At 74.0% G+C, this 11,953-nt stretch carries 12 protein-coding genes; 9 read left to right on the top strand and 3 right to left on the bottom strand.

Annotated features, from left to right (window positions below; all coding sequences use genetic code 11):
- Positions 1-3 precede the first annotated feature (3 nt).
- From ACN20G_RS32980 to ACN20G_RS32990, 3 genes are all read right to left on the bottom strand, one after another.
- Complete coding sequence (locus ACN20G_RS32980) at positions 4-1,350, bottom strand: MFS transporter (protein ID WP_424216914.1); 1,347 nt, start codon at positions 1,348-1,350, stop codon at positions 4-6.
- A gap of 254 nt (positions 1,351-1,604) precedes the next feature.
- Complete coding sequence (locus tag ACN20G_RS32985; protein ID WP_424216915.1) at positions 1,605-2,174, bottom strand: glycerol-3-phosphate responsive antiterminator; 570 nt, start codon at positions 2,172-2,174, stop codon at positions 1,605-1,607.
- Positions 2,175-2,339: 165 nt separating this feature from the next.
- A complete protein-coding gene (locus ACN20G_RS32990; protein WP_424216916.1) occupies positions 2,340-3,287 on the bottom strand; it encodes a LysR substrate-binding domain-containing protein in 948 nt (315 codons plus the stop codon).
- A gap of 147 nt (positions 3,288-3,434) precedes the next feature.
- Here ACN20G_RS32990 and ACN20G_RS32995 point away from each other — a divergent pair, with 147 nt between their 5' ends.
- From ACN20G_RS32995 to kynU, 9 genes are read left to right on the top strand one after another with little or no spacing between them, the layout of a single operon-like run.
- A complete protein-coding gene (locus ACN20G_RS32995) occupies positions 3,435-4,862 on the top strand; it encodes a 2-hydroxymuconic semialdehyde dehydrogenase (RefSeq protein WP_424216917.1) in 1,428 nt (475 codons plus the stop codon).
- Complete coding sequence (locus ACN20G_RS33000) at positions 4,859-5,704, top strand: 2-keto-4-pentenoate hydratase (RefSeq protein ID WP_424216918.1); 846 nt, start codon at positions 4,859-4,861, stop codon at positions 5,702-5,704. The genes ACN20G_RS32995 and ACN20G_RS33000 overlap by 4 nt, the downstream gene beginning before the upstream one ends.
- Entirely contained in the window at positions 5,701-6,522 is an 822-nt protein-coding gene (locus ACN20G_RS33005; protein WP_424216919.1) for a 2-keto-4-pentenoate hydratase, read from the top strand. Before ACN20G_RS33000 ends, ACN20G_RS33005 begins: the two co-directional genes overlap by 4 nt.
- Complete coding sequence (locus ACN20G_RS33010; RefSeq protein WP_424216920.1) at positions 6,519-6,950, top strand: RidA family protein; 432 nt, start codon at positions 6,519-6,521, stop codon at positions 6,948-6,950. The genes ACN20G_RS33005 and ACN20G_RS33010 overlap by 4 nt, the downstream gene beginning before the upstream one ends.
- A 2-nt stretch (positions 6,951-6,952) precedes the next feature.
- Positions 6,953-7,519, top strand: coding sequence for a 3-hydroxyanthranilate 3,4-dioxygenase (locus ACN20G_RS33015; protein ID WP_424217432.1), 567 nt, complete (start codon positions 6,953-6,955; stop codon positions 7,517-7,519).
- The gene (locus ACN20G_RS33020; protein WP_424216921.1) at positions 7,516-8,538 is read left to right on the top strand and encodes an amidohydrolase family protein; all 1,023 of its coding nucleotides are present in this window, start codon (positions 7,516-7,518) and stop codon (positions 8,536-8,538) included. The genes ACN20G_RS33015 and ACN20G_RS33020 overlap by 4 nt, the downstream gene beginning before the upstream one ends.
- A complete protein-coding gene (locus ACN20G_RS33025; protein ID WP_424216922.1) occupies positions 8,535-9,503 on the top strand; it encodes an acetaldehyde dehydrogenase (acetylating) in 969 nt (322 codons plus the stop codon). Before ACN20G_RS33020 ends, ACN20G_RS33025 begins: the two co-directional genes overlap by 4 nt.
- The gene (gene dmpG, locus ACN20G_RS33030; protein ID WP_424216923.1) at positions 9,500-10,618 is read left to right on the top strand and encodes a 4-hydroxy-2-oxovalerate aldolase; all 1,119 of its coding nucleotides are present in this window, start codon (positions 9,500-9,502) and stop codon (positions 10,616-10,618) included. Before ACN20G_RS33025 ends, dmpG begins: the two co-directional genes overlap by 4 nt.
- Positions 10,612-11,847 carry a kynureninase gene (kynU, locus tag ACN20G_RS33035; protein WP_424216924.1) on the top strand — a complete coding sequence of 412 codons (1,236 nt, stop codon included), beginning with the start codon at positions 10,612-10,614 and terminating at the stop codon, positions 11,845-11,847. The genes dmpG and kynU overlap by 7 nt, the downstream gene beginning before the upstream one ends.
- Positions 11,848-11,953 lie beyond the last annotated feature (106 nt).

Raw genomic sequence — 11,953 nt, forward strand, 5'->3', positions numbered from 1 at the left:
GGGTTACCTGCCTTCGGTGGGGACGAGCTCGGGGGAGGGGGACGGTGCGTCGGGGGTGGAGGAGGGCGCCCGGCCGGCGGGCGCCGGGCCGGAGGCGGCGAGGTCGCGGCGGCGGGAGCGGTCGGTGAGGGTGGTGAGGACCAGGCCCAGCAGGGCGGTCACGACGAGGAAGACGAACAGGCTCTGGTAGCCGCCGCCCCGTTCCGGGACCGCCGGGGTGGCCGCCGGGTCGCCGATCCACCAGGCGCACAGGGAGGGCAGGAACGCGTCGGGGAGGAACGCGATGCCGGAGGCCAGGCCGATCACCCCGCCCCGTTCGTTCTCCGGGATGCCGACCTCGCCGACGGTGGCGAAGTACACGCCGCGGGCGGCGAACACGAACAGGCAGAGCAGGAACATCAGGGCGACGGCCACCCACATCAGGGACGGGGTCGCCGGCATCACGAGGAAGACCAGGGCGACGATCGCGCAGCCGGCGAACATCCAGCGCAGGAACCGCGGCGAGGACCGGGTCACCTTGTCCACGACGATCCCGCCCACCGGGCCGGCCACGAACTGGAACACGTACGTCCGGACCACGCCGATCACGCCGATGAGCGCGGCGGCCATCCCGAAGCGGTACTCCAGCAGCGGCGAGAAGTAGCCGAGGGTGGTGTAGAAGCAGTACATCAGCATCGCGGTGCCGCCGATGAGCCACGTGTACCGGTTGCGCGCCGCCCGCCACAACTGCCCCAGGGTGACGGTGGAGGACTCCAGGGAGTCCAGCCGTTCACGGTCCACCGGGACGAGCAGCCACACCAGCGCGGCGAACAGGAAGCACAGCACCCCGTACAGCCGGATCAGCCACAGCACCCCCGCCGAGGGCACCACGGCCGCCGCGACCATGCCGGTGCCGACGAAACCGAAGACGGTGGACGTCAGCCCCCGGGTGCCCTCCAGGAACCCGAACAACCGGCCCTGTTCGGAGGCGTCGCCGAGCAGTCCGATGGACTTCACCAGCGCCGGCCAGTACAGGCCCATGCCGACGAAGGCCATGAGCACGTGGGCGGCGAGCGTGCCGAGGTATCCGGGCGCCGTCGCGAGGTACAGATCGGCGGCGCCCATCCCGACCAGGGCCCACACGATCAGGCTCCTCGGCAGGAACCGGTCGGCGAACCAGCCGCCGAAGAAGTACATGACCATGGCGACCACGCCGAACACCGAGACGATGTTCCCGTAGTCCTGCGCCGACAGCTCCAGCGCGTCGGCCGTCGGGCCCAGGAACACGAACCGGATGTAGGCGACCTGGAAGATGATCCCGCCGGTCATGGACAGGATCAGGAAGGCGATCCACCGCTTGGTCCGCGTCATCTCTTCGTGCCACCTCTTCGTGGGACCGGGACAAAAAAAGAGAACAGGGATCCCCCGGGTGATGGGGAGTCACTGTTCTCTGGTCTCTGGTAACTCTCCCGGCGGGTCCGGGCACCTGTGCGGTTGTCACGTGCGGAACGCGAGGGCTCGGCGGGCGGCTTCCTCGCCGCCCGTCGGCCCGTGTTCGAAAACTATGCGGAACGGTGGCGTCCGCCCCAGGGCCTTTGGTCCCGCGATCACGGGACCGGCGCGGATCACATCTCCCAGACCTCGCGGTTGGAGGAGGCGATGGCGCTCGCGCCCGCCTTCAACGCCGCGAACACGTCCTCCCGGTCGCACACCAGCCCGCCCGCGATCACCGGCACGTCAAGGTCCGCGACCACCCAGGAGATCACCCGGGGCACGCAGCCCGGCATCACCTCCACGCAGTCCGGCTTCGAACCGCGCACCTGCTTGGCGAGGTTGCGGTACGAGATCGAGTCGATCAGGAAGAACCGGTGCACGGCGAACAGCCCGAGCTCCCGGGCCGCGCGCACGAGCGGGGCCCGCGAGCTGAGGATCCCGTCCGCCTCCGTGTGCTCGCGCACCCACCGCACCACCACCTCGCGGCCGGAGAACCCGTCCACCAGGTCGACGTTCACGAACACCGTCCGCCCGCCCGCCTTCAACCGGGCGACCAGACCCGGCAGCGTCAACACGTCGCCGAACAGCAGGAACACCACCGCGCACTCGGACCGCAACACGGCCCGCAACCCCTCCTCGTCGTTGACCCCGGCGATCACCGGATGGTCCTCCAACAGGGTCGGCAACGAGCCGGCGGCCATGACGCTCCAAAACGGGGGGAAGGGACGAAAGGGGCAACATCCCCATCGTATGGACCACACCCACCCCCCGCCCCGGGCCGACCGGGCCGTGGGCGAAGGGCCCAAGTCCCCCCGCCTCCGGTGTCCTTGGTCCCGCGCCTCGTCCTGACGGCGTGTCGGGTGGGGTCAGGGGGTGGGGGGTGGGGTGTCCAGGGTTTCTCGGAGCCGGCCGGCCGCTCGGGTGAGGTGGTCCACCAGGGCCTGGAGGGCCGGGGTGCGGGTGCGGCCGGCGGATTCGGTGGTGCCCACCGTGCGGCCCACCGAGGGGAGGTCCACCGGGAGGGCGCGCAGCCGGTCGTCCTCGCGGAGCACGAGTTCCGGCAGCAGCGCCACCATGTCGGTCTGGAGCAGCAGGGCCCGCATGGTGAGGATGGAGGTGCACTCGACGCGGTTCACGGGCGGGGTCAGGCCCCGGTCGGCCAGCAGGGCGCCCAACTCGCGGCGCAGCGCGGTCTGTTCCACCGGCAGGATCCACGGGTGGTCGAGGGTCTCGGCGAGGGTGAGCCCGCCGGCGTCGAGCAGGGGGTGGCCGGCGCGGACGGCGAGGCGGATCCGTTCCCGGTACAGGACTCGCTGGTGCAGGCGGTCGTCGGCCTCCGGGGCGGGGCCGACCCGGCCGACGATCACGTCGAGTTCCCCGGCCTGGAGCGCCGGGTGCAGCACGTCCGGGGTGCCCTCGCGGACCACGACGGTCAGCCGGGGCCGTTCCGCCTTCAGCGCGGCCACGGCGCGGGGGAGCAGCACGTTCGCGCCGGCCAGAAGGGTGCCGACCGTGACCGTGCCGTCGTGGCCGCTGCGCAGGCCCTCCAGGTGTTCGGCGGCCCGCCGCATCTCGGTGAGGACGGCGCGGGCGTGTTCGGCGAGGGCCTCTCCGTAGACGGTGGGGCGCATCCCGCGCGGTTCGCGGACGAACAGCGGCAGGTCGGCGACCGCCTCCAGTTCGCGCAGGGTGCGGGTCGCGGCGGGCTGGGTCAGGTGCAGGGACTCGGCGGCCCGGCCCACCCCGCCGTGGTGGACGATCGCGACGAGCAGGGTCAGGTGGCGGAACTTCAGCCGGCCGTCCAAGAGGTCCACGGCGGGGCTCCTTCCCGTGACATGTCGAGCTCGGTATGGGAATCGCTTGTTTCGGCATTGGTTCGGTATGGCCCGGTGGGCGCATGATACCGGCACGAGCCGGAGGCAGGACCCGAACTGCCCGGCCAGGCAAGGGAGGTCAGCACGGTGCGTTCACCTGTGCGGCACTACGTGGACGGCGGGTTCGACGCGAGCGGCGCGCCGTTCCCGCTCGTCGACCCGATCACCGGACGGACCGTCGGCGAGGTGCCCGCCGCCCCGGCCGAACTCGTCGACCGCGCCGTGCGGGCCGCGCGGGGGGCGCTGCGCGGCCCCTGGGCCTCCTGGGGGCCGGCGGAACGCTCCCGGCTGCTGCACCGGATCGCCGACGGCATCGAGGACCGGTTCGAGGAGTTCGTCAGCGCCGAGTGCGCCGACACCGGCAAGCCCCGCGAACTCGCCTCCACCGTGGACATCCCGCGCGCCGTCGCCAACTTCCGGTCCTACGCCGACCTCCTGGTCGGCCGCGCGGAGCGCTCCTGGCACACCCCCACCCCCGACGGGCGCGGGGCGCTGAACTACACCGTGCACAAGCCGCTCGGCGTGGTCGCCGTGATCTCCCCGTGGAACCTGCCGCTGCTGCTGCTCACCTGGAAGGTCGCGCCGGCCCTGGCCACCGGCAACACCGTGGTCGCCAAGCCCTCCGAACTCACCCCCGGCACCGCCTGCCTGCTCGCCGAGGTGATCGCCGGGGCCGGCGCCCCCGCCGGGGTCTTCAACCTCGTGCACGGCGCCGGCGCCGGAGCGGCCGGGCAGTGGCTGACCGAACACCCGGACGTGGACGCCATCGCCTTCACCGGCGAGTCCCGCACCGGCACGACGATCATGCGGGCCGCCGCGACCCGGCTGGCGCCCGTCTCCTTCGAACTCGGCGGGAAGAACGCCGGACTGGTCTTCGCCGACGCCGACCTCGACGCGGCCGTCGCCGGCACCCTGCGCTCCTCCTTCACCCACAGCGGCCAGGTCTGCCTGTGCACCGAGCGGCTGTACGTGGAGCGCCCGGTGTTCGACGCCTTCGCCGAGGCCCTCGCCGCCGGCGCCCGCGCCCTGACCGGCTACGGCCCGATGATCTCCGCCGCCCACCGCGACAAGGTGCTCGGCCACCTCGACAAGGCCCGCGCCGACGGACGGGTCCTCGCGGGCGGCGGGGCGCCGCGGTTCGACGACGAACGCGACGGCGGGTTCTGGGTGGAGCCCACCGTGCTCACCGGACTGCCCGAGGAGCACCCGGCGGTCCGGGACGAGATCTTCGGCCCCGTCGTGCACCTGGCCCCCTTCGACACCGAGGAGGAGGCCCTCGCCCTGGCCAACGCCGGCCCCTACGGGCTGGCCGCCACAGTCTGGACCGGGGACGTGAGCCGCGCCCACCGCGTGGCCCCCGCCCTGGAGGTGGGCATCGCCTGGGTCAACACCTGGAACCTGCGCGACCTGCGCACCCCGTTCGGCGGGGTGAAGGCGTCCGGGATCGGGCGCGAGGGCGGCGAGCACTCCCTCGACTTCTTCTCCGAGCCCATGAACGTGTGCGTGAAACTGTGACCCGACCCGAGAACCAGAAGGCGTATCCCGGGCTCGCGCCCGACCTCGCCGAGGCCGCCGCCCGGATCGAGGCCGCGCACCGCACCGGGGTGCCCTGCGCCCCCGTGCGCGACCTGATCCCCGCCGGCGACCTGGCCGCCGCGTACGCCGTGCAGTCCGCGCTCACCGCCCGCCGGCTCGCCGAGGGCCGCCGGATCACGGGCTGGAAGACCGGCCTGACCTCCGCCGTCGTCCAGGCCCAACTCGGTGTGAACCAGCCCGACTTCGGCGTGCTGCTCGACGACACGGCGTTGGCCGACGGCGCCGAACTGTCCTGGGGCACGGTCCTGCAACCCAAGGCCGAGGCCGAGATCGCCCTCGTCCTGGAGCGGGACCTCACCCACGAGCGGCACACCCTCGCCGACGTGATCCGGGCCACCGCCTTCGCGCTGCCCGCCATCGAGATCGTCGGCAGCCGGATCCGCGACTGGGACATCACGGCCGTGGACACCGTGGCCGACAACGCCTCCAGCGGCGCCTACGTGCTCGGTGCCCGCCCCGTCCCGCTGACCGACCTCGACCTGCGGACCGCCGGGATGGTCCTGGAACTGCGGGGCGAACCCGTCTCCACCGGCGCCGGGGCCGCCTGCCTGGGCCACCCGCTGAACGCCGCCGTCTGGCTCGCCGACACCCTGGTCCGGGTGGGCAGCCCGCTGCGCGCCGGCGACACCGTCCTGACCGGGGCCCTCGGACCGATGACGGCCGTCGCCCCGGGCGACGTGCTCGAAGCCCGCATCGCGGGACTCGGCAGCGTCCGGGCCGCGTTCGGACCCGCCACCACCGACCGGGAGGACTCCCGATGAGCACCGCGCACGACCCGCGTCCCCCGTCGGCCCGCGTCGAGCACCTCGCGAGCGCCCTCGACGAGGCCGCCCGCCTGGCCCGCCCCCTGCCCGGCGGCGACACCGGCCTCGCCGACGACGGCACCGACACCGCCTACGCCGTCCAGGCCGCCCTCGTGGCCCGCCGACTGGCGCGCGGCGAACGCGCCACCGGCGTCAAACTCGGGTTCACCAGCCGCGCCAAGATGCGCCAGATGGGCGTCTCCGACCTCATCCACGGCCGGCTCACCGACGCCATGGCGATACCCGACGGCGCCGTCCACCCCGTGGACGACCTGATCCACCCCCGCGTCGAACCCGAGATCGCCTTCCTCCTCGGCCACGCCCTCACCGCCGACGGCGACCCGGCCGCCGCCGTCGCCGCCGTGGCCCCCGCCCTGGAGGTCATCGACTCCCGCTACGACGGCTTCCGCTTCTCCCTCGCCGAGGTCGTCGCCGACAACACCTCCGCCGCCCGCTACGTCCTCGGACCCTGGCGCACCCCCGGCGACGGCCACGAGCTCGGCAACCTCGGCGTCCTCCTCGAACTCGACGGCCGGCTCGCCCAGTCCGGCTCCACCGCCGCGATCCTCGGGCACCCGCTGCGCGCCCTGGCCGCCGCCGCCCGCCTCACCGGCCCGCTGCCCGCCGGCACGGTGGTCCTCGCCGGCGCCGCCACCGCCGCCGTCCCCCTGCCGCCCGACACCCACGTGCGCGCCACCGTCGCCGGCCTGGGCAGCGTCCGCTTCACCACCGCCCCCGCCGACCCGCACCGCGACCGCGAGGGGGACCCGAGGTGATCGTCCCCGGCGCTGCCCCGCCGCGCGGCCGCTTCCCGCACCTGCGCCGCGCCGGCGACCTCCTGTTCGTCTCCGGCACCAGCTCCCGCCGCCCCGACGGCAGCTTCGTCGGCGCGCGCGTCGACCCGATGGGCGTCACCGACCTCGACGTCCGCGCCCAGACCCGCGCCGTACTCGACAACATCGCCGCCCTCCTCGAAGCGGCCGGCGCGAGCCTCGCCGACCTGGTGTCCGTCACCGCCTACCTCGTCTCCATGAACGACTTCGGCGGCTACAACGAGGTCTACGCCGAATACTTCGACGAGACCGGCCCCACCCGCACCACCGTGGCCGTCCACCAACTCCCGCACCCCCACCTGCTGATCGAGATCAGCGCCATCGCACACGTCCCGCACCCGCGCGACCGGCCCCAGGAGCAGCGCCCGTGACCATGACCCCGTTCAACCTCCACGCCTGGATCGACGAACACCGCCACCTGCTCAAGCCGCCCGTCGGCAACGTGCAGATCTGGCAGGACGCCGACCTCATGGTCACGATCGTCGGCGGCCCCAACCGCCGCACGGACTTCCACGACGACCCCATCGAGGAGTTCTTCTACCAGCTCAAGGGCGACATGGTGCTGCGCGTCATGGACGCCGAGGGACAACCCCCGCGCGACGTGCACATCCGCGAGGGCGACGTGTTCCTCCTCCCGCCGCACGTGCGGCACTCCCCGCAACGCCCCGAGGAGGACAGCATCGGCCTCGTCGTCGAATTCGCCCGCCCCCGGGGGCAGGTCGACGCCTTCGAGTGGTACTGCGTGGAATGCCACCACCTCGTGCACCGCGCCGAGGTGCGGCTCGTCTCCATCGTCGAGGACCTGCCGCCGCTGTTCGCCGCGTTCCACGAGGACGAGGCCGCCCGCACCTGCGGCCACTGCGGCGCCGTCCACCCCGGCCGCGACTGGCCCGAACACCTGCGGCCCCGCACCCGCCGCGACGAGGAGGCCGGCGCGTGACCGTCGTCGACATCCACGCCCACGTCTTCCCCGAGATCGGCCGGGCCGAGTCCCGCCTGCTCACCGGCAGCGCCGACGGCCCCTGGCTGCGCACCGGCGACGGCGAGGACGCGGGCATGATGATGGCCGGCTCCGCCGAGTACCGGCCCGTCACCCGCACCCTGTGGGACCCCGCCGCCCGCGTCGCCGACCTCGACCGGCTCGGCGTGGACGCCCAGGTCCTCTCCAGCACCCCGCTGCTGTTCGGCTACGGGCTCGACGCCGAACGCGCCGCCGAATGGTGCCGCGTGGTCAACTCCCGCATCCTCGCCTACGCCGCCCACGCCCCGCACCGCCTCGCCCCCCTGTGCCAGGTGCCCCTCCAGGACACCGAGGCCGCCTGCGAGGCCCTCACCGAGGCCATGGCCCAGGGCTTCCACGGGGTGCACATCGGCAACCACCTCGGCGACCGCGACCTCGACCACGGGGCCCTCGTCGAATTCCTCGCCCACTGCGCCCACGAGAACGCCGCCGTCCTCGTGCACCCCTGGGACCTGCCCGCCGGGCCCCGGCACAAGCGGTACATGATGGCCTGGCTCGCCGGCATGGCCGCCGAGACCCACCTGACCATCCTCTCCCTGATCCTCTCCGGCGCCTTCGAACGCCTCCCCGCCTCCCTGCGCCTGCTGTTCGCGCACGGCGGCGGCAGCTTCCCCTACCTGCTGGGACGCGCCGAGAACGCCTGGCACCGGCGCGACCTCGTGCGCGCCGACAGCCCCCACCCGCCGTCCCACTACACCGACCGCTTCGCCGTGGACTCCGCCGTGTTCGACCCCGGCGCGCTGCGGCTGCTCGTGGACGTGATGGGCGCCGAACGCGTCCTGCTCGGCTCCGACCACCCCTTCCCCCTCGGCGAGGAGCAGATCGGCCGGCTGGTCCGGGAGAGCGCCCTGACCGACACCGAACGCGCCGCCGTCCTCGGCGGGAACGCCGTCCGCTTCTTCGACCTCGACCGGATCCTCAAGGAGGCCGTGCGATGAAAGCCGCGATCATCGGCTCGGGCAACATCGGCACCGACCTCCTCGTCAAGATCGTCCGCGGGCGCGGCACCGTCACCGCCGCCGCGATGATCGGCATCGACCCCGGGTCCGCGGGCCTCGCCCGGGCCCGCCGGTTCGGCGTCCCCACCAGCGCCGACGGGGTCGAAGGACTCATCGCGATGGACGGGTTCGACACGATCGACCTCGTCTTCGACGCCACCTCCGCCGCCGCCCACCACCACAACGCCGCCGCCCTGGCCCCCCACGGCAAGATCCTCGTGGACCTCACCCCGGCCGCCCTCGGCCCCTACGTGGTGCCCGTCGTCAACCTCGACGCCCACCTCGACGCCCGCAACCTCAACATGGTCACCTGCGGCGGCCAGGCCACCGTGCCCGTCGTGGCCGCCGTCTCCGCCGTGACCCCCGTGCACTACGCCGAGATCGTCGCCTCCATCGCCTCCCGCTCCGCCGGCCCCGGCACCCGCGCCAACATCGACGAGTTCACCGAGACCACCTCCCGCGCCCTCGAACAGGTCGGCGGCGCCGCGCGCGGCAAGGCCATCATCGTGCTCAACCCCGCCGAACCCCCGCTGCTCATGCGGGACACCGTGCACTGCGTCGTCGGTGACGCGGGCAGCGACACGGGCGGAGACGCCGGCGGCGACACGGGCGAGGACACCGAGGCCCTCATCGCGAAGATCGGCGCCTCCGTGCACGCCATGGTCGACGCCGTCGCCGGCTACGTGCCCGGCTACCGGCTCAAGCAGGAACCCCAGTTCCGCGTCCTGGCCGACGGGGACCCGCTGATCCCCCTGGCGGGCGGCGGCCGGCTGCTGGTCTCCGTCTACCTGGAGGTCGAGGGCGCCGCCCACCACCTGCCGGCCTACGCCGGGAACCTCGACATCATGACCTCCGCCGCACTGCGCACCGCCGAGCGCCTGGCCGAACGGACCCCGCCGCGATGACCCCGCCGCAGCCCACGACACCGCAGACCCCGCCCCCGCCCCCGCACCGGCTCTACATCCAGGACGTCACCCTCCGCGACGGCATGCACGCCGTCTCCCACCGCTACACCCTCGACCAGGTCCGCGCCATCGCCGCCGCCCTCGACGCCGCCGGGGTCGACGCCGTCGAGGTCGCCCACGGCGACGGCCTCTCCGGCTCCTCCGTCACCTACGGACCCGGAGCCCACACCGACTGGGAATGGCTGGAGGCCGCCGCCGACGTACTGCGCCACGCCCGCCTCACCACCCTCCTGCTCCCCGGCATCGGCACCGCCGCCGACCTGCGCCGCGCCCACGCCCTCGGCGTCACCTCCGTGCGCGTCGCCACCCACTGCACCGAGGCCGACATCTCCGCCCAGCACATCGGCCTCGCCCGCGAGCTCGGCATGGACGTCTCCGGCTTCCTGATGATGTCCCACCTCGCCCCGCCCGCCGAACTCGCCGCCCAGGCACGGCTGATGGAGTCCTACGGCGCCCACTGCGTGTACGTCACCGACTCCGGCGGCCGGCTCACCATGGACGGGGTCCGCGACCGGGTCCGCGCCTACCGCGACGTGCTCGACCCCGACACCGAGATCGGCGTGCACGCCCACGACAACCTCGGACTCGGCGTCGCCAACAGCGTCACCGCCGTCGAGGCCGGCGCCCACCGGATCGACGCCTCCCTCGCCGGGCAGGGCGCCGGCGCCGGCAACGCCCCGCTCGAACCCGTGATCGCCGTCCTGGACCTGATGGGACCCGAACGCGGCTGGGCCCACGGCTGCGCCCTCTTCCCGCTCCAGGACGCCGCCGAGACCCTCGTCCGCCCGCTCCAGGACCGGCCCGTCCGGGTGGACCGCGAAACCCTCACCCTCGGCTACGCCGGCGTCTACTCCAGCTTCCTGCGCCACGCCGAGACCACCGCCGACCGGCACGGGCTCGACACCCGGGACCTGCTCGTCGAGGCCGGCCGGCGCCGCCTCGTCGGCGGCCAGGAGGACCTGCTCGCCGACATCGCCCTCGACCTCGTCCGCGACCGCGAGGTCGCGGCACCCGACACCGCCCACCCCACCACCGAGGGAGCTCCCGCATGCTGACCGAACGCGCCGCCGCCCTCGACGCCGCCGACCCCCTCGCCCACGTCCGCGGGCGCTTCCTGCTCCCCAAGGGCGTCACCTACCTCGACGGCAACTCCCTGGGCCCCCTGCCCGCCGCCGTCCCCGCCGCCCTCCAGGACGCCGTGCACCGCCAATGGGGCACCGACCTGATCCGCTCCTGGAACGGGAACGGCTGGTGGGAGGCCCCGCTGCGGACCGGCGACGCGCTCGGCCGGCTGATCGGCGCCGCCCCCGGACAGGTGGTCGTCGGCGACTCCACCAGCGTGCAGCTCTTCAACACCCTGCTGGCCGCCGCCCGGCTGCGCCCCGGCCGCCGGCTCCTGCTCACCGACCCCGACCACTTCCCCACCGACCAGTACATCGCCGACTCCGTCGGCCGACTGCTCGGCCTGGAGGTCCGCAGGGTCCCGGCCCGCGAGGTCCGCGCCGTCCTCGCCGCCGAGGGCGAGCACGTGGCCGTCGCCGCCTACGCCCCCGTCGACTACCGCACCGGCGAACTCCACGACGTGGCCGCCCTCACCGCCGCCGCCCATGCCGCCGGCGCCCTCGCCCACTGGGACCTGTGCCACGCCGCCGGCGCCCTGCCCCTCGAACTCGACGCCGTCGAGGCAGACTTCGCGGTGGGCTGCGGCTACAAGTACCTCTCCGGCGGCCCCGGCGCCCCCGCCTTCGCCTACATCGCCCACCGCCACCAGGCCGAGTTCGACCAGCCCGTCACCGGCTGGCACGGCCACGCCGAACCCTTCGCCATGTCCGGCACCTACACCCCCGCCCCCGACATCACCCGCGCCCGGATCGGCACCCCGCCCCTGCTCTCCCTGCTGGCCCTGGAGGCCGCGCTCACCGCCTTCGACGGGGTGGACATGCGGCGGGTGCGCGCCAAGAGCCTCTCCCTGACCGCGTTCTTCCGCGAGTGCGCCGACACCCTCCTCGCCGGCCTCGGCTTCGAGATCGTCACCCCCGAGGACCCGGACCGCCGGGGCAGCCAGATCGCCCTGCGCCACCCCGAGGCGTACCCCCTGGTCGCGGCACTGACCGCGCGCGGGGTGATCGGCGACATGCGCGCCCCCGACCTGCTCCGGTTCGGCGTCAACGCCCTGTACGTGAGCCACGCCGACGTGCTGCACGCCGTCACCGAACTGCGCGAGATCGCGAGCACCGGGGCCCACCGCACCCCCGAGTTCACCACCCGCCCCACCGTCACCTGACCGCCCCCACCCCGATCCCGCCCGGGGCCGCCGCCGACCCCCACCGGCCCGGCCCCGCACGGGCCCGGCCCCGCACCGGTCGCCCCGTCCGGCACATCACGCACGT

It is taken from the genome of Streptomyces dryopteridis (genome assembly GCF_049606955.1).
Classification (GTDB): Bacteria; Actinomycetota; Actinomycetes; order Streptomycetales; family Streptomycetaceae; genus Streptomyces.